Source organism: Streptomyces sp. NPDC087310, assembly GCF_044744405.1.
In the GTDB taxonomy this organism is placed as follows: domain Bacteria; phylum Actinomycetota; class Actinomycetes; order Streptomycetales; family Streptomycetaceae; genus Streptomyces.
In genome coordinates, this window is the sequence record NZ_JBIUYF010000011.1 from 1 (window position 1) to 23,619 (window position 23,619).

General features: G+C 71.0%; 19 protein-coding genes. 2 read left to right on the top strand and 17 right to left on the bottom strand.

Annotated features, from left to right (window positions below):
• The 16 genes from ACIO3P_RS34740 to ACIO3P_RS34815 all read right to left on the bottom strand — a co-directional run.
• Nucleotides 1-1,539, bottom strand: a 1,539-nt coding sequence (locus ACIO3P_RS34740; protein WP_401978265.1) for a PH domain-containing protein, incomplete at its 3' end; no start/stop codon positions are given.
• Entirely contained in the window at nt 1,536-2,033 is a 498-nt protein-coding gene (locus ACIO3P_RS34745) for a PH domain-containing protein (protein WP_401787871.1), read from the bottom strand. The genes ACIO3P_RS34745 and ACIO3P_RS34740, both read right to left, overlap by 4 nt.
• A gap of 4 nt (nt 2,034-2,037) precedes the next feature.
• Nucleotides 2,038-3,690 carry a glucose-6-phosphate isomerase gene (pgi, locus tag ACIO3P_RS34750; RefSeq protein ID WP_401850833.1) on the bottom strand — a complete coding sequence of 551 codons (1,653 nt, stop codon included), beginning with the start codon at nt 3,688-3,690 and terminating at the stop codon, nt 2,038-2,040.
• Between the two features lie 88 nt (nt 3,691-3,778).
• Nucleotides 3,779-5,002 carry an MFS transporter gene (locus tag ACIO3P_RS34755; RefSeq protein WP_401850294.1) on the bottom strand — a complete coding sequence of 408 codons (1,224 nt, stop codon included), beginning with the start codon at nt 5,000-5,002 and terminating at the stop codon, nt 3,779-3,781.
• Between the two features lie 192 nt (nt 5,003-5,194).
• Nucleotides 5,195-5,530, bottom strand: coding sequence for an RNA polymerase-binding protein RbpA (locus ACIO3P_RS34760; protein WP_078854845.1), 336 nt, complete (start codon nt 5,528-5,530; stop codon nt 5,195-5,197).
• Between the two features lie 183 nt (nt 5,531-5,713).
• Nucleotides 5,714-5,944, bottom strand: coding sequence for a preprotein translocase subunit SecG (gene secG / locus ACIO3P_RS34765; RefSeq protein WP_365742844.1), 231 nt, complete (start codon nt 5,942-5,944; stop codon nt 5,714-5,716).
• A 235-nt stretch (nt 5,945-6,179) separates the two neighbouring features.
• On the bottom strand, nt 6,180-6,974 hold the full coding sequence (gene tpiA, locus ACIO3P_RS34770; protein ID WP_329826152.1) for a triose-phosphate isomerase: 795 nt from the start codon (nt 6,972-6,974) through the stop codon (nt 6,180-6,182).
• A 7-nt stretch (nt 6,975-6,981) separates the two neighbouring features.
• Nucleotides 6,982-8,193: a phosphoglycerate kinase gene (locus ACIO3P_RS34775; RefSeq protein ID WP_401850295.1), complete on the bottom strand. Its 1,212-nt coding sequence runs from the start codon at nt 8,191-8,193 to the stop codon at nt 6,982-6,984.
• Nucleotides 8,194-8,328: 135 nt separating this feature from the next.
• Nucleotides 8,329-9,333 carry a type I glyceraldehyde-3-phosphate dehydrogenase gene (gap, locus tag ACIO3P_RS34780; protein ID WP_329826150.1) on the bottom strand — a complete coding sequence of 335 codons (1,005 nt, stop codon included), beginning with the start codon at nt 9,331-9,333 and terminating at the stop codon, nt 8,329-8,331.
• A 192-nt stretch (nt 9,334-9,525) separates the two neighbouring features.
• Nucleotides 9,526-12,489: a M14 family zinc carboxypeptidase gene (locus tag ACIO3P_RS34785; protein ID WP_401850296.1), complete on the bottom strand. Its 2,964-nt coding sequence runs from the start codon at nt 12,487-12,489 to the stop codon at nt 9,526-9,528.
• A gap of 187 nt (nt 12,490-12,676) precedes the next feature.
• Complete coding sequence (gene whiA / locus ACIO3P_RS34790) at nt 12,677-13,666, bottom strand: DNA-binding protein WhiA (RefSeq protein WP_329826148.1); 990 nt, start codon at nt 13,664-13,666, stop codon at nt 12,677-12,679.
• Entirely contained in the window at nt 13,657-14,691 is a 1,035-nt protein-coding gene (yvcK, locus tag ACIO3P_RS34795; protein WP_329826147.1) for a uridine diphosphate-N-acetylglucosamine-binding protein YvcK, read from the bottom strand. The genes whiA and yvcK overlap by 10 nt, the downstream gene beginning before the upstream one ends.
• Complete coding sequence (gene rapZ, locus ACIO3P_RS34800; RefSeq protein WP_329826146.1) at nt 14,688-15,626, bottom strand: RNase adapter RapZ; 939 nt, start codon at nt 15,624-15,626, stop codon at nt 14,688-14,690. The genes yvcK and rapZ overlap by 4 nt, the downstream gene beginning before the upstream one ends.
• Nucleotides 15,619-17,823 (bottom strand): excinuclease ABC subunit UvrC, encoded by a 2,205-nt coding sequence (uvrC, locus tag ACIO3P_RS34805; RefSeq protein WP_401850298.1) that lies wholly within the window; start codon nt 17,821-17,823, stop codon nt 15,619-15,621. Before uvrC ends, rapZ begins: the two co-directional genes overlap by 8 nt.
• A 107-nt stretch (nt 17,824-17,930) precedes the next feature.
• Nucleotides 17,931-18,359: a Rieske (2Fe-2S) protein gene (locus ACIO3P_RS34810; RefSeq protein ID WP_329826144.1), complete on the bottom strand. Its 429-nt coding sequence runs from the start codon at nt 18,357-18,359 to the stop codon at nt 17,931-17,933.
• Nucleotides 18,360-18,475: 116 nt separating this feature from the next.
• Complete coding sequence (locus ACIO3P_RS34815; RefSeq protein ID WP_401850300.1) at nt 18,476-18,988, bottom strand: MarR family winged helix-turn-helix transcriptional regulator; 513 nt, start codon at nt 18,986-18,988, stop codon at nt 18,476-18,478.
• 132 nt (nt 18,989-19,120) lie between these two features.
• On the opposite strand from ACIO3P_RS34815, the gene ACIO3P_RS34820 reads away from it, so the two are divergent.
• Nucleotides 19,121-19,243, top strand: a complete 123-nt coding sequence (locus tag ACIO3P_RS34820; protein WP_329826142.1) for a hypothetical protein — start codon at nt 19,121-19,123, stop codon at nt 19,241-19,243.
• The gene (locus ACIO3P_RS34825; RefSeq protein ID WP_401850301.1) at nt 19,240-20,481 is read left to right on the top strand and encodes a cytochrome P450; all 1,242 of its coding nucleotides are present in this window, start codon (nt 19,240-19,242) and stop codon (nt 20,479-20,481) included. Before ACIO3P_RS34820 ends, ACIO3P_RS34825 begins: the two co-directional genes overlap by 4 nt.
• Nucleotides 20,482-20,542: 61 nt before the next feature.
• Here the strand turns inward: ACIO3P_RS34825 and uvrA are convergent, their stop codons facing one another.
• The gene (gene uvrA / locus ACIO3P_RS34830; RefSeq protein ID WP_401850302.1) at nt 20,543-23,602 is read right to left on the bottom strand and encodes an excinuclease ABC subunit UvrA; all 3,060 of its coding nucleotides are present in this window, start codon (nt 23,600-23,602) and stop codon (nt 20,543-20,545) included.
• Nucleotides 23,603-23,619 lie beyond the last annotated feature (17 nt).

Here is a 23,619-nt window from a genome sequence, read left to right on the forward strand (position 1 = left end):
GCCCTCCCCCGCGGCCGTCGTCGCCGTCAGGGTGACCAGGCCGGCCCGGCGCTGGAACAGGGACTGCCGGACCGTCCAGCCGATCACCCCGGTCCGCTGGAGCGCGACCGTCGAGCGGCGGACCGTGCCCGAGCGGGCCACCAGATAGGCGCCGCGCAGAGCGTGGCCCAGATTCCGGTAGGCGTCCAGGGCGAGGAGGACCGCGGCCGGGAACAGCAGCACCGCGCAGGCCGCCGCCACCGGCAGGAGTACGTCCGTGAGCAACAGGCCGAGGCCCGCGAGCAGCGCCACCGGCAGCAGCGCGGCGGCCAGGGACCGGCGCAGCCTGCGACTCCGCGCGGCGCGCGGATGCGGGGTCAGACGGGCCTGGCCTGTCGGGTCCGTGTCCGTGGGGCCCTTCGGGCCTGTCGGGCCTGTCGGGTCCGTCGAGTCCCCCGGGTCCGTCGGGGAGACGGCTTCGCGCAGGACCCGCGCGGCCACCGCGTGGGCCACCGCTCGGGGCGCGGCGGGCAGCAGCGCCTTGTTGTCGGCGTGCTCGTCCTCCTCGTCCTGAGTGAGGCCGGTGGCGATCGCGTCCAGCCGCGCCGCGCCCGCCAGCCGGACGCCCAGCGGTTCGACCAGCTCCACACCGCGCAGCCGGCGCTCCTCGATGGAGACCGAGCGGGAGGTCAGCAGTCCGCGGCGGACCCGCAGGGTGCCGCCAGGCTCGCGCTCCAGCCGGTAGTTCCACCACATCTCGACCCACAGGCCGAGCGCGCCGACGATGCCCGCGAGCGCCGCCGCGGCGACCAGGATCAGGATCGTCCAGACGAGCGGGGTGTTCTCGAAGCGGTCGCGCACCCAGTCGATGACCTGGGTCTGCGCGCCGAACCACTCGCTGATCTGGAGCAGCCCGCCGGCCGCCGCGCCGCCGAGCACCGGGGCGACGAACGAGAGCGGCGCGTACCGGAGCCAGCCGGGGTCGAGGACGGCGAGCATGCCCTCGGGGTGGGTTCCCGGCTCGCCCCGCGTCCGGTCGAGCAGTTCGGTACGGAGCCGTTCGCCCTCGGCGCGGGTGACCGGGTCGAGTTCCAGCGTGGACTCGCCGCCGGAGTGCTCGCCGGTGCCGATACGGACCTTGACCAGGCCGAGGATCCGCAGCAGCGGATGCGCCGTCAGGTCGACGCTGCGGATCCGCTCCCGGGCCAGCGAACGGCGTTTGACCAGGAACAGGCCCGTGTGGAGTTCGGCGCGCTCGGGCCCTATCCGGTAGCGGGTGCGGCGCCAGCGGACATACTCGCCGCCCGTCCCGGCGACGACCAGCAGCGCGGCCCCGGCCACCACCCAGGCCACCGCCTCCCCCGGCGGCATCCGGCCGGCCATCCCGACGGCGGTGGGCAGCCCGGCGCCGAGGACGACCCCGGCCAGGACGAGGGCGGTGACCAGCAGGGTGCGCCGGTCGAGCCGCCGCCACGGCGCCTCGGCCCCCGTCGCCTCGGCCCCCGTCGCCCCGGCCGGTTCCACCACCGGCGCGGCCGCCGGTTCCGGGGGCCCGCTCATGTCGCGTCCCCCGGCGTGGCCTGGGTGATGTGGGTCAGGCGCTCGGCGAGCCCCGCCGCCAGCTCGTGGTCGAGGCCCCGGATGTGTACGGCGCCCTTGGACGAGGCGGTCGTGACGATGACGGTGGAGAGCTTGAAGAGCTGCTCCAGCGGGCCGCGCACGGTGTCCACGGTCTGGATCCGGGACATCGGCGCGATCCGCCACTCCTGCCGGAAGAAGCCGGTGCGGACGTAGACGGCCTCGTCCGTCACCTCCCAGCGGTGCACCCGGAACCACCACACGGGTATCAGCGCCGTACAGGCGAGGCCCAGCACCGCGAGGACGGCCGCCGGGCCCAGCAGCCATCCCCGCGCGGGGGCGATGAACACGCCGAGCACCACCAGCACGGCCACCGGGGCCAGTGTCAGCAGCAGCCACTGCGCGCGCCACCAGCCGACGGCACGCCCGTCCAGCGTGTTGTTCGGCGGTCGCAGTCTCCGCACCCCCTCCCCCATCGGCTCAGCGGCCCCGCAGCGAGCGGTACGTGGCGACCAGCGCCGCGGTCGAGCCGTCGAGCTGCTCGCCGGGCTCGTCCCCGGTGAGCACGGGCTCGATCTTCTTGGCGAGGACCTTGCCCAGCTCGACGCCCCACTGGTCGAAGGAGTCGATGTTCCACACGGCGCCCTGGACGAACACCTTGTGCTCGTACAGCGCGATCAACTGGCCCAGTACGGACGGGGTCAGCGTCTCGGCGAGGATGGTCGTGGTCGGGTGGTCGCCCCGGAACGTCTTGTGCGGCACCAGTTCCTCGGCCACCCCCTCGGCCCGTACCTCCTCGGGCGTCTTGCCGAAGGCGAGCGCCTGGGTCTGGGCGAAGAAGTTCGCCATCAGCAGGTCGTGCTGGGCGACCAGGCCGGGCAGCAGGTCGTCGACGGGCCGGGCGAAGCCGATGAAGTCCGCCGGGATGGTCTTCGTCCCCTGGTGGATGAGCTGGTAGTACGCGTGCTGCCCGTTGGTGCCCGGGGTGCCCCAGACCACGGGCCCGGTCTGCCACTCCACCGGATGGCCGTCCCGGTCCACGGACTTGCCGTTCGACTCCATGTCGAGCTGCTGGAGGTACGCGGTGAACTTCGACAGGTAGTGGCTGTACGGCAGGACCGCGTGCGACTGGGCGTCGAAGAACGCTCCGTACCAGACGCCCAGCAGCCCGAGCAGCAGTGGCGCGTTCTCCTCGGGGGGCGCGGTGCGGAAGTGCTCGTCGACGAGGTGGAAGCCGTCCAGCATCTCGCGGAACCGGCGGGGCCCGATCGCGATCATCAGCGAGAGCCCGATGGCCGAGTCGAACGAGTAGCGTCCGCCGACCCAGTCCCAGAACTCGAACATGTTCGCCGTGTCGATGCCGAAGTCGGAGACCTTCTCGGCGTTCGTCGACAGGGCCACGAAGTGCTTGGCGATCGCCTCGGGGCCGACGCGCAGCTCCGTCAGCAGCCAGTTGCGGGCCGAGGTGGCGTTGGTGATGGTCTCGATGGTGGTGAAGGTCTTGGACGCGACGATGAAGAGCGTCTGGGCCGGGTCCAGGTCCCGTACCGCCTCGTGGAGGTCCGCGCCGTCCACGTTCGACACGAAACGGACCGTCAGGTCGCGGTCGGTGAAGGAGCGCAGCGTCTCGTACGCCATGGCGGGGCCGAGGTCGGAGCCGCCGATGCCGATGTTGACGATGTTCCTGATGGGCAGGCCGGTGTGGCCCGTCCACTCGCCGTGCCTGACCTGGTCGGCGAAGGCGGCCATCCGGTCGAGCACGGCGTGCACCGCCGGGACGACGTTCTCCCCGTCGACCTCGACCACGGCGTCGCGCGGGGCGCGGAGCGCGGTGTGCAGGACGGCGCGGTCCTCGGTGGTGTTGATCTTCTCGCCGCGGAACATCGCGTCGCGCAGTTCGGCGACCCCGGTGGCCGAGGCCAGCTCGCGCAGCAGCGCCAGGGTCTCGTCCGTCACCAGATGCTTGGAGTAGTCCAGGTACAGGTCGCCCACCTGGAGGGTGTAGCCGGTGCCACGCGCCGGGTCGGCGGCGAACAGCTCCCGCAGAGTGGTGCCCGCCAACTGCTCCCGGTGCTTGCCCAGGGCGCTCCACTCGGGCGTCCGGTTGAGCCTGGTACGGCTTTCCGCGTTCATCTCGGACATCAGCCCACTTCTTCTCGTGCCTGTGTTCCTGCGTGGCTCTACGCCTACGAGTCTGTCTGCCCCCACTGTCGGTCCCAACTTAATTGATCAGAGTGCCGAGCGAGGCGACAGCCAGTGCGAAGAGTCCGGCGGCGAGCAGGGCCGGGGTGTTCAGCCCCCAGCCGGCCGCCGCGGCCCCGGCCAGCAGCGCGCCGAGCGGCGCCCCGGCGAGCGCGAGCGTACGGAACGCGGAGCTGATCCGGCCCAGCATCTCCTGGGGGCTGCGCTCCTGCGTCAGGGTGGTCTGGCTGACGTTCCACACCATGGTCATCGCCCCGAAGACCGCGAGGCACAGGGCCGGCGCCCAGATCTCCCGTACCGAGCCCAGCGCGACCAGACAGCCGATCTGTACGGATCCGGCGAGGAACATGGCCCGTACCCGCCCGATCCGCTCGGCTATCCGGCCGGCCAGCAGACCGCCCGCCACGCTTCCCGCGCCGAAGGCGGTGAGGGTCAGCGCGTACGCCCGGTCGCCGCCGCCCAGCCACCCCGTGACATGCAGGACCAGCGTGGCGATCAGCCCGCCCATCGCGATGTTGCAGAGCGTCGTGGCCAGGCACAGCCCGCGCAGCGTCCGGTCCGCCACCAGGAACCGGATCCCCTCGGCGATCTCCGTGCGCAGGGTGGATCCTGACGCGCGGGGCGGGCGCTCCGGCGCCGCGATCCGCAGGGAGGCGATGAGCAGGGCCGCCACCCCGTAGGTGAGGGCGTTGGCCGCGTGCGGCGCGGCCACGCCGACGACCAGCAGCACCGGGACCAGCGGGGCGGCGAGGAACGCGTTCGCCATCTGCTGTCCGGTCATCAGCCGGGCGTTGGCGGCGGCGAGGGCCGGCCGCGCCACGAGCGAGGGCAGCAGGGCGGTGGCCGCGTTGTCGAAGAGCGTCTGGAGCGTCGTGAGGAGGAAGGCGAGCGCCAGGAGCAGCGCGATCGACGCGTGGCCGAGGGCGACGGCCCCCGCGAAGGCGGCCATCAGCACGCCGCGCGCCAGGTCGACGCCCCACATCGCCCGCCGCTGGTCGACCCGGTCCGCGAGCGCCCCGCCGAGCAGTCCGAACAGCAGCCACGGCAGATAGCCGCAGGCCGTCACCGAGGCGATCAGCAGCGGATTGTCCGTGAGGGAGGCGGCGAGCAGCGGCAGGGCCGCCGTGCGCAGCGCGTCACCGAACCGCGAGACGACCGCGGCCGACCACAGCCGCCCGAACCCCCCGCGCCAGGCGGGCGCGCGTACCTCCGCGCGTACCTCCACCGTGCCGACAGCCGTCATCACTACCCCCTCCGGTCGACTGATACAGACCGTAAGGGGTGCCACTGACAATGCCGCCGGACACCGCGTGGAGCCGGGTCGGCGCCGAAAGGGCGGCGACGCGGGAAAAACGGTTCGGCCGGACACGTGCCACGTGTCCGGCCGGAAAAGCTTTCCAGTACCGGAGGGGGTACCAGTGCCGCGAGGCGGTAGCTAGAGTTCGCCGCGCAGTTTGGCGAGGGCCTCGGCGAGAATCGCCTCTCCGTCCGCGTCGCTGCGCCGCTCCCGTACATATGCGAGATGGGTCTTGTACGGCTCGGTGCGCGGCGGGTCCGGTGGATTGTCCCGGTCCTGACCGGCCGGGAATCCGCAGCGCGGGCAGTCCCACGTCTCCGGAACCTGTGCGTCACTGGCGAAGCTCGGCACCGTCTCGTGCCCGTTCGAGCACCAGAAGGAGATGCGCAGGCGGGGCGCGGACTCGCCACGCTCGGCCTCACCCATCGGCCCCGCTCCGACCCGGCTTCCCCGGATCGCGTTGCCACTTGCCACGGTCGTAACTCCCTGCGTGATGGTGCCGCAAAGCATCGGTAGGCAGCTCCGCTGCCGGGCGCCCCAGTCTACGTAAGGCCCAACGCGCGTCCAGTGAAGGGAGTTACCCTCCTGCCGCCGGTCGCGCAACCCATGATAGGCCGCGCCCGCGGTGCCGTACGGCAGCCATCCCCAGGGCCTGTCCTAGCTGTCCAGCTTGAGGACGAGACCAAGCACGACAATGCACGCGAACCACAGCAGCCCGACCACCACGGTGATGCGGTCGAGGTTGCGCTCGGCCACCGAGGACCCGCCGACGGAGGACTGCATTCCGCCACCGAACATGTCGGAGAGGCCGCCGCCCTTTCCCTTGTGCATCAGCACCAGCAGCATCATCAGCAGGCTGAAGACGATGAGGGCGATCGAGAACCCCATAACCACGGCTGGACCAACTTCCTCGGACTGATCGACCTGCTGGCTCGATCCGATCGACGTGATCGACTTGATCGCACTAACAGGATCAACAGGACTGATTATCGGCAGAACGCATAAAGCATAAAGAACGACGGGGGCCGGGTGACATCTCCCGCAATACCGCACCGGAAATGCCCACTCGACCCCCGCCAGGGTACGACGGATCCGCGCCCCCGCATACTCAGACCGACCGGTCTTACTGGTCGCGGAACCTGACGATCTTGACGAACTCGTCCGTGTCCAGCGCCGCGCCGCCCACCAGGGCGCCGTCCACATCGGGCTGCGCCATGATCGCGGCGACGTTCCCGGACTTCACCGAGCCGCCGTACTGGATCCGGACCCCGTCGGCCAGCTCCTGCGAGTACAGCTCGGCCAGCCGCCCGCGGATCGCCCCGCAGACCTCCTGCGCGTCCTCGGGGGTGGCGACCTCGCCGGTACCGATGGCCCACACCGGCTCGTACGCGATGACCACGGACTCGGCCTGCTCGGCCGGGATGTCCTTGAGGCCGCCGTCGAGCTGGTTGAGCGTGTAGGAGACCTGGTCACCGGCCTTGCGGATGTCCAGGCCCTCGCCGACGCAGAGGATCGGGGTCAGGCCGTGCTTGTACGCGGCCTTCACCTTGGCGTTGCAGACCTCGTCCGTCTCGGCGTGGTACTGCCGGCGCTCGGAGTGGCCGACGGCCACGTACGAACACTTGAGCTTGGCCAGCATGGGGCCCGAGATCTCGCCGGTGTACGCACCGGAGTCGTGCGCCGAGATGTCCTGGGCGCCGTACTTGATCTTGAGCTTGTCGCCGTCGACCAGCGTCTGCACGGAGCGCAGGTCGGTGAAGGGCGCCAGTACGGCGACCTCGACGGCGTCGTAGTCCTTGTCGCCCAGCGCGAAGGCGAGCTTCTGGACGTGGGCGATGGCCTCAAGGTGGTTGAGGTTCATCTTCCAGTTGCCCGCCATCAGCGGGGTGCGGCCGGTGGTCTCTGTCAAAGCGGTCATGAAGTGTTCAGTCCTCCAGTGCGGCGAGGCCGGGAAGCGTCTTGCCCTCTAGGTATTCGAGGCTGGCGCCGCCACCGGTCGAGATGTGGCCGAAAGCCTTCTCGTCGAAGCCCAGGATCCGGACGGCCGCGGCGGAGTCCCCGCCGCCGACGACCGAGAAGCCCGGGGAGTCGACGAGCGCCTGGGCGACGGCCTTGGTGCCCTCGGCGTAGTCGGGGTGCTCGAAGACGCCCATGGGACCGTTCCAGAAGACGGTCTCCGCGTCGGCGAGCTTCGAGGCGTACAGCCGGCCGGTCTCGGGGCCGATGTCCAGGCCCATCTGTCCGGCCGGGATGGCGTCCGCGGCCACGGTGGCGGGGTGCGCGGGCGCCTTGGTCTTAAGGTCGGGGAACCGGTCCGCGACCAGGACGTCGACGGGGAGCACGAACTCCACGCCGCGCTCCTCGGCCCGCTTGAGGTAGCCCTGGACGGCCGGGATCTGGTCCTCCTGGAGCAGCGAGGTGCCGATCTCGTGGCCCTGCGCCTTCAGGAAGGTGTAGGCCATGCCGCCGCCGATCAGGATGCGGTCGGCCTTCTCCAGCAGGTGGTCGATGACGCCGAGCTTGTCGGAGACCTTGGCGCCGCCGAGGACGACGGCGTACGGCCGCTTCACGTCGTCGGTGAGGCGCTTGAGTACGCCGACCTCGGTGGCGATGAGTCCGCCAGCCGCGTGCGGCAGCCGGGCCGGGAGGTCGTAGACGGAGGCGTGCTTGCGGTGCACGGCGCCGAAGCCGTCGCCCACGTACAGATCGGCCAGCGCGGCGAGCTGGTCGGCGAAGGCGCCGCGCTCGGCGTCGTCCTTCGCGGTCTCACCGGCGTTGAAGCGCAGGTTCTCGATAACGGCGACCTGGCCGTCGGCGAGCGCGGCGACGGTCGCCCGGGCGGAGTCGCCGACCGTGTCGGTCGCGAAGGCCACCTCGGCGCCGAGGAGTTCCCCGAGGCGCGCGGCGGCGGGGGCGAGCGAGAAGGCGGGGTCCGGGGCGCCCTTGGGGCGGCCCAGGTGCGAGGCGACGATCACCCGGGCGCCGGCCTCGGCGAGCCGGGCGACCGTGGGCTGTACGGCGCGGATGCGGCCGTCGTCGGTGATGGTGGTGCCGTCGAGCGGCACGTTGAGGTCGGCACGGACGAATACGCGCCGGCCGGCGACCCCTTCTGCGAGGAGTTCGTCGATCGTCTTCACTGGTGCTGGGCTCCTTGGGATCTCTGGACAGACAGACCAACAGGGCTCGAACAGCGCCTCATGTGCGCCGACCGAGCCCTGTCACTCATATCGAGGTGCCTACGCCTGCCGGCGCTGAACTCAGAGGCCCTGAGATCAGAGCTGGCCGCCGACGAAGACGGTCAGGTCGACCAGACGGTTGGAGTAGCCCCACTCGTTGTCGTACCAGCCGATGATCTTCACGCTCTTGCCCTGGACCATGGTCAGGGAGGAGTCGAAGGTGCAGGAGGCCGGCCAGTTGACGATGTCCGAGGAGACGATCGGGTCCTCGGTGTAGTCCAGGTAACCCTTGAGCTCGCCCTGCGATGCCTTCTGGAAGGCGGCGTTGACCTCTTCCTTGGTCACCACGCGCTCCGTCTCGACGACCAGGTCGGTGACGGACCCCGTCGGGACGGGGACGCGCATCGCCATGCCGTTGAGCTTGCCGGCCAGCTCCGGGATGACCAGCCCGAGCGCCTTGGCCGCGCCGGTGCTCGCCGGGATGATGTTCTCGGCGGCGGCACGGGCCCGGCGGAGGTCCTTGTGCGGGAAGTCCTGGAGGCGCTGGTCGCTGGTGTACGCGTGGACCGTGGTCATCAGGCCCGAGACGACGCCGAAGTTCTCCAGGAGAACCTTGGCCATCGGCGCCACACAGTTGGTGGTGCACGAGGCGTTGGAGATGATGTGGTGGTTGGCCGCGTCGTACTTGTCCTCGTTGACGCCCAGCACGATCGTGATGTCCTCGTCCGAGGCCGGAGCCGAGATGAGGACCTTCTTCGCGCCGCCCGCGATGTGCTTCTCGGCGTCGGCTTTCTTGGTGAAGATGCCGGTCGACTCGATGACGATGTCGACGCCCAGCTCACCCCAGGGGATGTCGGCCGGGTTGCGCTCGGAGAGCACCTTGATGGTGTGACCGTCGACAGTGATCGTGTCGGCGGTGTGGGTCACCTCGGCCTTGAGTCGGCCCAGGATGGTGTCGTACTTCAGCAGATGCGCCGTGGTCGCAGTGTCACCCAGGTCGTTGACAGCCACGATCTCGATGTCTGCACCCTGCTCCAGCAGCGCGCGGAAGTAGTTACGACCGATGCGGCCAAAGCCGTTGATGCCTACGCGGATCGTCACGAACCGATCTCCTCGTTGGTACGCCGGGTTTCGACGCCGGCGAGTTGTATGGGATGTCCCCGACCGCTTATGACCCTACCTCTCCACGGCCTGGCTGGTGACATCGAGTGCCCGGGGAAACCGGCGGACGGCCGGCGCCCGGCCCGTGCCCGTACCGGCGCGTAGGGGCTGGTACGGGCGCGGGTCCGGGAATCAGCGCCGGAGCGAGCGCAGCGCCCGGTCCAGGAGCGCCGCGCGCTCCCCCGCGCCGGTCAGGTGCTCCAGGCCGAATCCGAGGAGCACGGTGTCACGCGTGGTGACGGAGGCGTACGAGGTGAAGAGCGTCCGGGAGCGCGCCCAGTCCCCCGCGACGGCGGGGGATCCGGCCGGTGGCCCGGGTACGGACCAGGCGCCGAGCGAGGTCTCGAAGCCCTCGGCCTCCCGCTCCGCGCCGCCCACGGCCAGACGCGCGTCGTCCGCGAAGACGCCGCGCCCGCCGCTGCCGGGGTCGGTGACGTAGCTCAGCGACAGCTCGGCCTTCTTACCCGCGTAGGCGCTCAGGTCGAAGGCGACCTGCTGCCAGCCGTCGGAGGCGCCGGTGAGGCTGTTCCAGGCGCCGCTGGTGCCGGTGGCGGCGCAGCCGTCGGCGCCGAGGGTCAGGTAGTGGCCGAGGAAGGGGTGGCCCTGGAGGAGGAACCCGGCGTCGCACTCGGTGGGTACGGCCGCGCTGCTGGCGCCGCCGGCCTCGGGCAGGGTGGTCCAGTCCTCGCCGCCGCTGGTGCGGGCCTCCAGGAGGGCGTGGTCGTACCCCTCCTCGGTGTTCCAGTTGAGCGCGAGGCGCAGCTCGGGCCGGTCGGCGGCGCTGACACCGGTGAGGTCGACGGTGCGGGTGAGCCGGCGCCAGGCGTTGTCCTGGTGGGCGGTGGCGGCCATCCACTGGCCCGCATAAGGGGCGTACGGGTTGGAGATGCCCGCGTACGAGCCCGACTGGGCGCTCCTGAACTGCGGATACGTCGCCGGGTCCAGCGTGTCGGAGGTGACGGTGTACGCGCCCACCGGGTTCAGCGGGCTGCCGGGCAGGGCGGCCAGGGAGCCGTTCGCGCCGGTGAGCGTGCCGGCACCGGTGAAGCCGGTGGCGCCGGAGGTGGCGGTCCTGCCGTAGGCGCCCAGGTAGTACTGGCTGAAGTCGTTGGTGGCGGCGCGGCCGATCTGGGTGTTGCCGCCGGCGAGCCGGCCGGCCTCGATCAGCTTGCCGCCCTCGTTGAGGAAGGCGCGCAGCGCGAGCTGGGTGGCGCCGCCGGGGGCCGCCGCGCCGGTGTAGTGGACCGCGGCGGAGAAGTGGCCGAGGACGCCCAGCGGGTGCGGGGCGCCCTGGGTGGCGACGTCCCAGACGGCGGCGGTACGGCCGCTCGCGCGCAGCGCGTCGGTGTAGGCGGCCGTCCGCTGGGCGGGGGCGCCCTCCTCGGCGATCACGAGGGTGTCGGCGCGGGGGCGTTCGGCGACGGTGTAGCCGAAGTGCTCGCTGGAGGTGGGCTTCCCGCCCTTCGTGCGCGCGGTGAACCAGACCTCGACCTTGTCACCCGTACGAGCGGTTCCGGTCGTGCCGCGGTACTCGTCGAAGTGGAGGTTGTCCTCGCCGCCGTAGGTCTCGCCGCCCTTCCAGGCATGGAGCTTGCCGGTCTGGGTGCGGCCGCCGTTGACGCGGTACTTGAGCTCCTTGTTCCGCAGCGACTTGCGGGCGGTGACGGAGACCTCCTGGCCCGTGCCGCGCGCGTACGAGGTGGTGAACGGGTCGAGCGTGAAGTCGGGGGCGGTCAGGCCGACCGAGGAGGACGGCAGGTCGGGGTGGGCCGCGGTCTCGGCGACGGAGAGCGCGAAGGGGATGTTCTTGGCGAACTCGTCCTGGATCAGCTTCTCGTCGTCGGGGAAGTTGAAGCCCGAGCGGCAGTCCCTGGCCTCCCACGCGTCGTCCGGGTCGAGTGCGGAGGCGGTCTGGCAGGTCGTCATCTCCGGGGTGAACATCATCGTGCCGTTGACGTTCGCGGCGTGCCCGTCGGCCTCGCCGTTGGTGGTGTACAGCTCGGAGGAGACCTGCGGGTAGTAGCCGGGGACCGCCGGGTTCTCCGGGGTGCCCGCGAGCGCCTTGTAGAGCACGTCGTCGGGGGTGGGGGTGGCGACCTGCCAGCCGACGCCGTAGAGCAGCAGTTCGGCGGCGGAGTGGTAGTTGATGCCGTAGTCGAAGCCGATGCGCTTCTGGAACCGGTCGAGCGCCTGGGTCTCCGGCTCGGATCCGGGGCCGCCGCCGCGGTAGGTCTCGCTCGCGGGCCGTGGTGACGAGCCCTCGTCGTCGTAACCCCACTTGTAGGGGAAGTTCCGGTTGAGGTCCACGCCGTCGCCGGAGGTGATCTGCCCGTCGCCGTTGACGTCACGGAGGTTCTTGCGCCAGAGGCGGTTGCTGTCGGCGCTGTGGGTGAAGTCGTAGCCGTCCGGGTTGGCGGAGAGGACGAACCACAGCTCGGTGGAGTCGACGATCTTCGTGATCCGCCGGTCCTTGCCGTAGTTGTCGATGTAGTGGTGCATCAGCCGGCGGGTCATCTCGGGAGTGATCCACTCCCGGGCGTGCTGGTTGGACATGTACAGCACGGAGGGTTTGGTGCCGTCCTTGGTGGTCCGCGCGCCCTTGCTGAGCTTGAGGGCGAGGATGTCCTGGCCGCGCAGGGTCTTGCCGAGGGAGACGACCTTGGTTGTCCGGGGGTTGGCCTGCCCGGTCGCGACGATCTCCTCCTGGAGGTTGCCCGCGCCGCTGTACGGGCGGAACACCCCGTCCCCGGCGGCCCGCAGCCGGGCGGCGGACCGGTCGGAGACCGTGCGCTCCGTGACGGTGACGCCCTGCCGCTCCAGGTCGCGCGCCTGGGCGTCGGTGAGGAAGACCTCGACCTTCGCCGTGCCCTTCTCGGGGGCCCGTTCGCTCAGTTCGTGGGCGTCCTGGCCGGCCGCGAGGAGCAGGGGTATCTGCTCCTCGGTGACCTCGGCGTCGAAGACCTTCACCGCGTCGGCGGCGGTCCCCTCCCCGGCCGGCGTGCCGGGCGCCTGCTGTGCCTGGGCGGCGGTGGCCGCCGTCATGCCGCCCAGCAGCAGCGCGCCCGCCACCAGGATCGATCCCGCTCTTCGTCTCATGTGCCCCTCTTGCCGTCGACTGTCATGTCCCTGGACAGACGTCAGGCTCGCGAGGGCCTCATGATCATGTCAAGAGCGCCTCAAGGGGCCGTAAAATACCTGCTGCCGGCACCTTTCGGCACCGGCAGCAGGCGTACGCGGGAACGCGGGAAGCCAGTCCTGTACGCGGGAACGCGGGAAGCGGGTCCTATCCGACGAGACCGTCGGCCAGCTCCTCGCTCAGATTGGACTCCGTACCCGGGATCCCCAGGTCCTGCGCCCGCTTGTCGGCCATCGCCAGCAGCCGCCTGATCCGCCCCGCGACCGCGTCCTTCGTCAGCGGCGGGTCGGCGAGGGCGCCCAGCTCCTCCAGGGACGCCTGCTTGTGCTCCATACGGAGCCGGCCCGCGGCGGCCAGATGTTCGGGCACCTCCTCGCCCAGGATCTCCAGCGCGCGCTGCACCCGGGCCCCCGCGGCCACCGCCGCGCGGGCGGAGCGGCGCAGGTTCGCGTCGTCGAAGTTGGCGAGCCGGTTGGCCGTGGCCCGGACCTCGCGGCGCATCCGCCGCTCCTCCCAGGCCAGCACCGCCTCGTGCGCGCCGAGCCGGGTGAGCAGCGCGCCGATCGCGTCCCCGTCCCGTACGACCACGCGGTCCACCCCGCGCACCTCGCGCGCCTTGGCGGCGATCTGGAGCCTGCGGGCCGCGCCGACCAGCGCGAGGGCGGCCTCCGGGCCCGGGCAGCTCACCTCCAGCGAGGAGGAGCGGCCGGGCTCCGTGAGCGAGCCGTGCGCCAGGAACGCGCCGCGCCAGGCGGCCTCCGCGTCACAGGTGGCCCCCGAGACCACCTGGGGCGGCAGCCCCCTGATCGGGCGTCCCCGGCCGTCGACCAGGCCGGTCTGGCGGGCGAGCTGATCGCCGCCCGTAATCACCCGTACGACGTAACGGCTGCCGCGGCGCAGCCCGCCGGGCGCCATCACCACGAGCTCGGAGTTGTGTCCGAAGATCTCCAGGATGTCCTTGCGGAGCCGGCGCGCGGCGATGCTGGTGTCCAGCTCCGCCTCGATCACGATGCGCCCGCTCACCAGGTGCAGCCCGCCCGCGAACCGAAGGATCGCCGAGACCTCCGCCTTCCTGCAGCACGTCCGGGTGACGGGGAGGCGGGCGATCTCGTCCTTCACCGCTGGCGTCATCGCCATGGGCCGATCCTTCCATGCATCCGAAAAATACGGTCGTACGCGGCTGCCAGCAGCTCCGGGTCGTGCTTGGGGGAACTGCCGGTCGCTGCCACCGGCGCCAGCTCGACGGCGGCACCGAACCGTTTGGCGGCATCGGAGAGAGAATCGCTGTCGGGCACGGCGGCCTCGTCGGCCAGCACCACGTCCAAGGCGAGTTTAGGGGCGTGTCGCCCCAAAACCTCCAAATGACGCTGCGGTGAGAAGCCATCGGTTTCGCCGGGTTGCGGTACGAGGTTCAGCGAGAGGACCCGGCGGGCCTTCGTCTCGACGAGCGCGTCGAGCAGTTCGGGCACCAGGAGATGCGGGATCACGGAGGAGAACCAGGACCCCGGGCCGAGCACCACCCAGTCGGCGTCCAGGACGGCGGCGACCGCCTCGGGAACGGCCGGCGGGTCGTTGGGCACGAGGTGGACGGATTGCACCTCGCCGCGGGTGAGCGCGACGGTCGCCTGGCCGCGCACCGTGGAGATCTCGTCCGGGCGCGCCGGGTCGTGGCCCCGTACGAGGGCCTGGAGCTCCAGCGGTACGGCGGACATCGGCAGCACCCGGCCGTGGGCGCCGAGGAGCTTGCCGACCAGGTCCAGGGCCTGGACATGGTCGCCGAGCTGCTCCCAGAGCGCGACGATCAGCAGATTGCCGACCGCGTGCTCGTGCAGCTCGCCCTGGGACTGGAAACGGTGCTGGATCACCCTGGCCCAGGTCTGGCCCCAGTCGTCGTCGCCGCAGAGCGCGGCGAGGGCCTTGCGCAGGTCGCCCGGGGGCAGGACACCCAGCTCATCGCGGAGCCGGCCGCTGGAGCCGCCGTCGTCGGCCACCGTGACGACCGCCGTGAGGTCGCCGGTGATCCGGCGGAGCGCGGCGAGGGAGGCGGAGAGCCCCATGCCGCCGCCGAGCGCGACGACCTTGGGCTGGGCGGCCGGTCCGCGCCCCGACAGCGGGGGGATGCCCCGGCGCAGCCGGCGCATCCGGAAGGTGCGTCCGGTCACTCGCGCCCCATGTCCCGGTGGACGACGACGGTCTCCATGCCCTCGGAGACGAGACGGGCACCGAGCTTCTCGGACATCGCGACCGAGCGGTGCTTGCCGCCGGTACAGCCCACGGCGACGGTCACGTAGCGCTTGCCCTCGCGCCGGTATCCGGCGGCGATGAGCTGGAGCAGCTCGGTGTAGCGGTCGAGGAACTCCTTGGCGCCCGGCTGGTTGAAGACGTACGCGGAGACCTCGTCGTTGAGCCCGGTGAAGGGGCGCAGCTCGGGGACCCAGTGCGGATTGGGCAGGAAGCGGCAGTCCACCACGAGGTCGGCGTCGACCGGCAGGCCGTACTTGTAGCCGAACGACATGACGGTGGCCCGCAGCTCCGGCTTCTCGTCGCCGGCGAACTGGGCGTCCATCTTGGCGCGCAGCTCGTGGACGTTGAGGCTGGAGGTGTCGATCACGAGGTCGGCGTCGCCCCGCAGCTCCCTGAGCAGGTCGCGCTCCGCCTCGATGCCGTCGACGATCCGGCCGTCGCCCTGGAGGGGGTGCGGGCGGCGTACGGACTCGAAGCGGCGCACCAGCGCCTCGTCGGAGGACTCCAGGAAGACGATCCGCCGGGTGACCTCCTTCGCGTCGAGGTCCGCCAGCGACTCGCGGAGGTTGTCGAAGAAGCGCCGGCCACGGACGTCCACGACGACCGCGATCCGTGCCACATTGCCCTGCGAGCGGGCGCCCAGCTCCACCATGGTGGGGATCAGCGCGGGCGGCAGGTTGTCCACGACGAACCAGCCGAGGTCCTCCAGGCACTTGGCCGCGGTGCTGCGGCCCGCGCCCGACATGCCGGAGATGATCACCAGCTCGGGGATGGCCGCCTCGCCGGCCTCGCCGTTCTCCTTCGTGGTGCCCGTACTCACGTGCCCTGCTCCGTCCCGGTCGTGCTCAGTCATGCTTGGTGCCCCCGTTGTCTTCCATGATCTCTCCTGTCGCCGTGTTCACGGCGGGTGCCGCCGGAGCCGCCGCGGCCAGGGCCACGGCGACGGACTCGGCCGTCTTGCGGCCCACCCCCGGCACCTCGCAGATCTGGTCGATTGTCGCCTGCCGGAGCCGCTTCACCGAGCCGAAATGCTTGATGAGTGCCTGTTTACGGGACTCGCCGAGGCCCGCGACCTCGTCCAGCGGGCTCGCCCTGACCCGTTTGGCCCGCTTCGCCCGCTGATAGGTGATGGCGAAGCGGTGCGCCTCGTCCCGTACCCGCTGGAGCAGGTACAGGCCCTCGCTGGAGCGGGGCAGCACCACGGGGTCGCTCTCGTCGGGCAGCCAGACCTCTTCGAGGCGCTTGGCGAGCCCGCAGACGGCGACGTCGTCGATGCCCAGCTCGTCCAGGGCCCGCTTGGCCGCCGCGACCTGGGGCTGCCCTCCGTCGACCACCAGGAGCTGGGGCGGGTAGGCGAAGCGCTTGGGCCTGCCGTCGTCCTCGTCCAGGGGTTCCGGCTGCTCGCCGGGCCGCTGGGGTCCTGGCCGCTCGCCGGACGGCGGCTGTCCTGGCTGCTCGCCGGACGGCGGCTGTACCGGCTGCTGCTCACCGGGCTGCTCCGGTCCTGGCCGCTCGCCGGGCTGCGGCTGTACCGGCTGTCGCTGTCCTGGCTGCTCCGGTCCCGGCTGCTCCCCGGACTGCTGTTCGGCCTGTTCCGCCCACTCCCCGGTCTTCTCCTTCTCCAGGAGATAGCGGCGGAAGCGACGGCTGATCACCTCGTGCATGGACCGGACGTCGTCCTGGCCCTCGCCGTGCCAGACCTGAGTGTCTCCGACCCGGCCCTTGATCTGGAAGCGGCGGTACTCGCTCTTGCGGGCGAGGCCGTCCTCGAAGACGACCATGGAGGCCACGACGTCGTCGCCCTGGAAGTGGGAGATGTCGTAGCACTCGATGCGCAGCGGCGCGCTGTCCAGGCCGAGCGCCTCGGAGATCTCCTCCAGGGCGCGGGAGCGGGTGGTGAGATCGCTGGCCCGCTTGGTCTTGTGCAGGACGAGGGACTGCTGCGCGTTGCGCCCGACGGTCGCCATCAGGTCCTTCTTGTCGCCGCGCTGCGGGATCCGCAGCGAGACCTGGGCGCCGCGGCGCTCGCTCAGCCACTGGGCGAGCGCCTCGGTGTCGGCGGGGTCCGTGGGCAGCGCGGGAACCAGCACCTCCTTGGGGACGGCGTCGCCGCGCTCCTCCCCGTAGAGCTGCTGGAGGGCGTGTTCGACGAGGCCCGCGGTGTCCACGGCCTCGACCTTGTCGGTGACCCAGCCGCGCTGGCCGCGGACCCGGCCGCCGCGTACGTGGAAGATCTGGACGGCGGCCTCCAGCTCGTCCTCGGCGACCGCGATCAGGTCGGCGTCGGTGGCGTCGGCGAGCACGACGGCGTTCTTCTCCATCGCGCGGCGCAGCGCGCCTATGTCGTCACGGAGCCGGGCCGCCCGCTCGTACTCCATCTCCTCGGCCGCTTCCGTCATCCGCTGCTCCAGGCGGCGGATGTACGTGCCGGTGCGGCCGGCCATGAAGTCGCAGAACTCCTCGGCCAGTTCGCGGTGCTCCTCGGGGGTGACCCGGCCGACGCAGGGCGCCGAGCACTTGCCGATGTAGCCGAGGAGGCAGGGGCGGCCGGTGCGCGCCGCGTTCTTGAACACCCCGGCGGAGCACGTCCGTACGGGAAAGACACGGAGCATCAGGTCGACGGTCTCGCGGATGGCCCAGGCGTGTCCGTACGGGCCGAAGTAGCGCACGCCCTTCTTCTTGGCGCCCCGCATCACCTGGACGCGCGGGAACTCCTCGTTGAGCGTGACGGCGAGCGACGGATAGCTCTTGTCGTCGCGGTACTTGACGTTGAAGCGGGGGTCGAACTCCTTGATCCAGGAGTATTCGAGCTGCAGCGCCTCGACCTCGGTGTTGACGACGGTCCACTCGACGGAGGCCGCGGTGGTGACCATCGTGCGGGTACGCGGATGCAGACCCGCCAGGTCCTGGAAGTAGCTGGCGAGCCGCTGCCGGAGGCTCTTCGCCTTCCCGACGTAGATCACCCGGCGGTGGTCGTCGCGGAATTTGTAGACCCCCGGCGAGTCGGGGATCTGTCCCGGCTTGGGGCGGTAGCTGGAGGGGTCGGCCATGCACTCCACCCTACTGTCGGGCACCGACAGCGGACCTCGGCGCGGCCCTCCTGAACCCGTCCCGGCGCGGCCTCCCGAACCCTCCCGTCCCTGGGCGGGATGGCGGCTCAGGTCTTGGGGCCGGCGACGAGCTTTCCGCCCTGCTCCGCGACGGGCACCTCGGACAGCGGGACGGTGGCCGGGCCGTGCAGCACCTGGCCCGTCGTGACGTCGAACTTGCTGCCGTGGCACGGGCAGTCACCCACCGTGCCCTCCAGCGAGCCCAGCAGACAGCCCGCGTGGGTGCACTGCGCGCTGAACGCCTTGTACTGCCCCTTCGCCGGGCAGCTCACCACGACGCGCTCCTCCTTGTAGAGCTTGGCGCCGCCGACCGGCACGTCGGACGCCGCGCCCAGCTCGACCGGGGTGGTGGGTGTGGGGGTCTCGGCGTGGCCGAGCTTCGAATCGGTGGAGCAGGCCGCCGCTCCCAGCCCGGCGACACCGGCGAGCGCGGCGCCCTTCAGCACGGTACGGCGAGGGGCGGGCGAGCCGGCCATGGTGTCTCCACTGGTCTGGGGGTCCGACGATCCGGGGGTCCGAACAGGCTGCCGACGACATCCGGACGAGGGGGCGGCGACATACATGACGATACCGGGGCCGTTCCGGCGGCCGTTCAGGGGCCGTCGTACGGTCTCCCGCCGCTCCCGGGCAGCTCACCCTGGCGACGGGCGCCGGAGATCCGGCGCAGCACCTCGATCGCGTGACCGATCCGGTCGGCGGCCACGCCCTCCAGGTTCTGGGCGAGCAGCGCCTGGGCCGCCCGGTCGAGCCGCGCGAGGGTGTCGAACCCCTTGCCGGTGGGCGCGACCCGCTGCACCCTGCGGTCGGCGGACTCTTCCACCCGTACGACGAGACCCTGCCGCTCCAACTCCCTGACCTGCCGCGTGACATGCGGGGCGCGGACGCCCAGCCGCTCCGCGATCCGGCCGATGCGCAGCGGCTCCCGCTCGTCCGCCAGCACGCGCAGCAGTGCGACGCCCGCCCGGTCGATCGGGGCGCCGGCCATGCTCACGAGGAGTTCGTGGGAGCGGGGCCGGGTGATGTCGTACGCGAGGGCGCTCAGCAGAACCTGCAGTTCGGCGATGCGGGCAGGGGCATCGCGCTCGCGGGCAGGGGAACCGTCCATCCGCCCCATCATGCCGGTTCCGGATGGCCGAAGAAGCACTTGCCCCATACACGCATCCGGACTAGAAAATACTTCGGGTAACTAACATCCAAGAGGTACGGGCCGCGCCCCCGGGCCCGCGAGGAGGGTTCCATGCCCATCCGGACCGACCAGACCATCCGGACCGACCACACCGACCGGACCATCCAGTTCGACCCACCCGACCGGAGCGGCCGGAACAGGTGCCGCACCACCGCTCCGGAGGACGCGTCATGACCGGGACCGCCGTTCCCGCCGCCGATCCTGCCGCCGTCCCCGCCTTTCCGTACCGCCGTGCGACCGGCTGTCCCTTCGACCCTCCGCCGCAGTACGCGGAGCTGCGCGAGGAAGCGCCCGTCTCCCCGATCCGGCTGTGGAACGGCGCCGTGGCCTGGCTCCTCACCCGTTACGAGGACCAGCGCGCCGTGCTCGCCGACCCGCGGTTCAGCGCGGACGTCACCCGGCCGGGTCACCCCGTCCAGAGCGCGGGCGTCCACGCCCGGCGCGACCCCGCGCATCTGCCCTTCCTCGTGCAGGACGACCCCGAGCACCACCACACGCGGCGCATGTTCACCGCCCACTTCACCGTCAAACGCGTCGCGACCATGAAGCCCCGTATCCAGGAGGTCATCGACCACCTGCTGGACGCCATGGAAGCGGCCGGTCCGCCGGCCGACCTGGTCAGCGCGTTCGCCCTGCCCATGCCCTCGCTCGTCATCGGCGAACTCCTCGGGGTCCCCCACGGGGATCACGCCCTCTTCCAGCGCGCCGCACGCACCCTGGTCACGCTCGACAGCACACCGGAACAGGCCAGGGCCGCCGCCGGGGAGCTCGCCGGGTATCTCGACGACCTGATCACCGTCAAGGACCGCGATCCGGCCGATGATCTGCTCAGCACTCTGGTCGTGGAGCGGGTACGCACCGGTGAGCTGGACCGGGCGCAGCTCGTCGAGAACGCGGTCCTGCTGCTCGCCGCCGGGCACGAGACCACCGCGAACATGACCGCCCTGGGCACCCTCGCCCTGCTCCACCACCCCGAACAGCTCGCCGCGGTCCGGGACAGCGACGACCCCGCCCGCGTGGCCAACGCCGTGGAGGAGCTGCTGCGCTACCTCACCATCACCCACAGCGGGCGCCGCCGCGTGGCCACCGAGGACGTGGAGATCGCGGGCACGCTCGTCCGCGCGGGCGAGGGCGTCGTCCTGGCCAACGACGCCGGTAACCGGGACGGGACCGTCTTCCCCGACCCGGACCGGCTCGACATCGACCGCACGGGGGTACGGCGCCACATCGCGTTCGGCCACGGCACCCACCAGTGCCTGGGCCAGAACCTGGCCCGCGCCGAACTGCAACTCGCCTATCCGGCGCTGCTGCGGCGCTTCCCCGGTCTGCGCACCACCGTCCCCGACAGCGAGATCCGCTTCAAGGAGGACATGCTCGTGTACGGCGTCCACGAACTGCCCGTCGCCTGGTGAGATCCGGCCGGCCGGGGCCTCCAGGGTGTCCCCGGAGGCCCCGGCCGCCGTGGCCCGCCCGTCAGGAGCGGCGCGAGCCGGTGGCGGACTTCTTGGCCGGTGCCTTCTTGGCCGCCGCTGTCGTCTTGGCCGCCGTCGTCTTGACCGTGGCCTTCTTGGCTGTGGCCGTCTTGGTTGTGGCCGTCTTCTTGGCGGGCGCCTTGGCGGGCGTCGCCTTCTTCGCGGCCGTCTTCCTCGCAGGGGCCTTCTTCACCGGGGCCGACGCGTCGCTGATCCGCTCGGCGTCCAGGATCTCCCGCAGGAACTTGCCGGTGTGGCTCGCCGGGACCCCGGCCACCTGCTCCGGGGTGCCCTCCGCGATGACCAGCCCGCCGCCGTTGCCTCCCTCGGGGCCCATGTCGACCACCCAGTCCGCCGTCTTGATGACGTCCAGGTTGTGCTCGATGACGATCACCGTGTTGCCCTTCTCGACCAGACCCGAGAGCACGGTGATCAGCTTGCTGATGTCCTCGAAGTGCAGACCCGTCGTGGGCTCGTCCAGGACGTAGACCGTACGGCCCGTGGAACGCTTCTGCAGTTCGCTCGACAGCTTCACCCGCTGCGCCTCACCGCCGGAGAGGGTCGGCGCGGACTGACCGAGCCGGACATAGCCGAGGCCGACCTCGTTGAGCGTCTTGAGGTGGCGCGAGATCGTCGGCACGGCCTCGAAGAAGTCCAGCGCCTCCTCGATCGGCATGTTCAGCACCTCGGCGATGGACTTGCCCTTGTAGTGGACCTCCAGCGTCTCCCGGTTGTAGCGGTCGCCGTGGCAGACCTCGCAGGGGACGTAGACGTCCGGCAGGAAGTTCATCTCGATCTTGATCGTGCCGTCGCCCGAGCAGTTCTCGCAGCGACCGCCCTTGACGTTGAAGGAGAAACGGCCCGGGAGGTAGCCGCGGACCTTCGCCTCCATCGTCTCCGCGAAGAGCCTGCGGACATGGTCGAAGACGCCGGTGTACGTGGCCGGGTTGGAGCGGGGCGTACGGCCGATGGGCGACTGGTCGACATGGACGACCTTGTCGACCAGATCGTCACCGTCGACCCGGGTGTGCCGTCCCGGCACCGACTTCGCGCCGTTCAGCTCACGCGCGAGATGCGTGTACAGGATGTCGTTGACCAGCGTCGACTTGCCGGAGCCCGAGACACCGGTGACCGCCGTGAACACGCCCAGCGGGAACGACACGTCGATGTCCTGGAGGTTGTTCTCCCGGGCGCCGTGCACCGTGAGCCGCCGTCCCGGGGCGACGGGCCGGCGCACGTCCGGGGTCGGGATGGCCCGCTTGCCCGAGAGGTACTGCCCGGTCACCGACTCCTTGTTGGCCAGCAGCCCCTTCAACGGCCCCGAGTGCACGACCTTGCCGCCGTGCTCGCCCGCGCCGGGGCCGATGTCGACCACCCAGTCGGCCACCTTGATCGTGTCCTCGTCGTGCTCCACGACGATCAGGGTGTTGCCCATGTCGCGCAGCCGGACCAGGGTCTCGATCAGCCGGTGGTTGTCCCGCTGGTGCAGTCCGATGGACGGCTCGTCCAGCACGTACAGCACACCGACCAGACCGGAACCGATCTGGGTGGCGAGCCGGATGCGCTGCGCCTCACCGCCGGAGAGGGTCCCCGCGGCACGGTTCAGCGAGAGGTAGTCGAGGCCGACGTCGACCAGGAACCTCAGCCGTTCGTTGACCTCCTTGAGGACCCGCTCGGCGATCTGCTTGTCGCGCGCGTTGAGCGTGAGCCGGGCGAGGAAGTCGGCGCAGTCGCTGATCGACAGGGCGGAGACCTCGGCGATGGACTTGTCCATGACCGTGACGGCCAGGACGATCGGCTTGAGCCGGGTGCCCTGACAGGTCGGGCAGGGCACCTCGCGCATGTAGCCCTCGAAGCGCTCCCTGCTGGTGTCGCTCTCGGCCTCGGTGTGGCGCCGCTTGACGAAGGAGACGGCCCCTTCGAAGGCAGGGGTGGTGTAGGCGCGCTCCCGGCCGTACCGGTTGCGGTAGCGGACCTCGACCTGGGTCTTGTGGCCGTGGAGCAGGGCCTTCTTGGCGCGCTGCGGCAGGCCGGCCCAGGGGATGTCCGTACGGAACCCGACGGCCTTGGCGAGGCCGCCGATCATCCGGCCGAAGTACTCCTTGGTGTGGCCGTGGGACCAGGGGTGGATCGCGCCCTCGTCGAGGGACTTGTCCTCGTCGGGGACGATCAGCTCCGGGTCGACCTCCATGCGCGTACCGATGCCGGTGCAGTCGGGGCAGGCACCGAAGGGCGAGTTGAAGGAGAAGGAGCGGGGCTCCAGCTCCTCGAAGGACAGATCGTCGTACGGGCAGTACAGGTGCTCCGAGTACATCCGCTCGCGCTCGGGGTCGTCCTCGGGGAGGTCCACGAAGTCCAGCACGACCATGCCGCCGGAGAGCCCGAGCGCGGTCTCGACCGAGTCGGTCAGCCGGCGCTTGGCGCTGTCCTTCACCGTGAGGCGGTCGACGACCACCTCGATGGTGTGCTTCTCCTGCTTCTTGAGCGTGGGCGGCTCGGTGAGCTGGATCGTCCGCCCGTCGACCCTGGCCCTGCTGTACCCCTTGGTCTGGAGATCCGCGAAGAGGTCCACGAACTCGCCCTTGCGCTCACGCACGAGCGGGGAAAGGACCTGGAAGCGGCTGCCCTCGGGCAGTTCGAGCACCCGGTCCACGATGGCCTGCGGCGACTGCCGGGAGATCGGCCGGGAGCACTCGGGGCAGTGCGGCTTGCCGATCCGCGCGAAGAGCAGCCGGAGGTAGTCGTAGACCTCGGTGATCGTGCCGACCGTCGAGCGCGGGTTGCGCGAGGTCGACTTCTGGTCGATGGAGACGGCCGGGGAGAGCCCTTCGATGAAGTCGACGTCCGGCTTGTCCATCTGGCCGAGGAACTGCCGGGCGTACGAGGAGAGCGACTCCACGTACCGGCGCTGCCCCTCGGCGAAGATCGTGTCGAACGCGAGGGAGGACTTACCCGATCCCGAGAGCCCGGTGAAGACGATGAGTGAGTCACGGGGCAGGTCGAGCGAGACGTTCTTGAGATTGTGCTCGCGCGCGCCACGGACGATGAGACGGTCGGCCACGCCGGTCCGCACCTTTC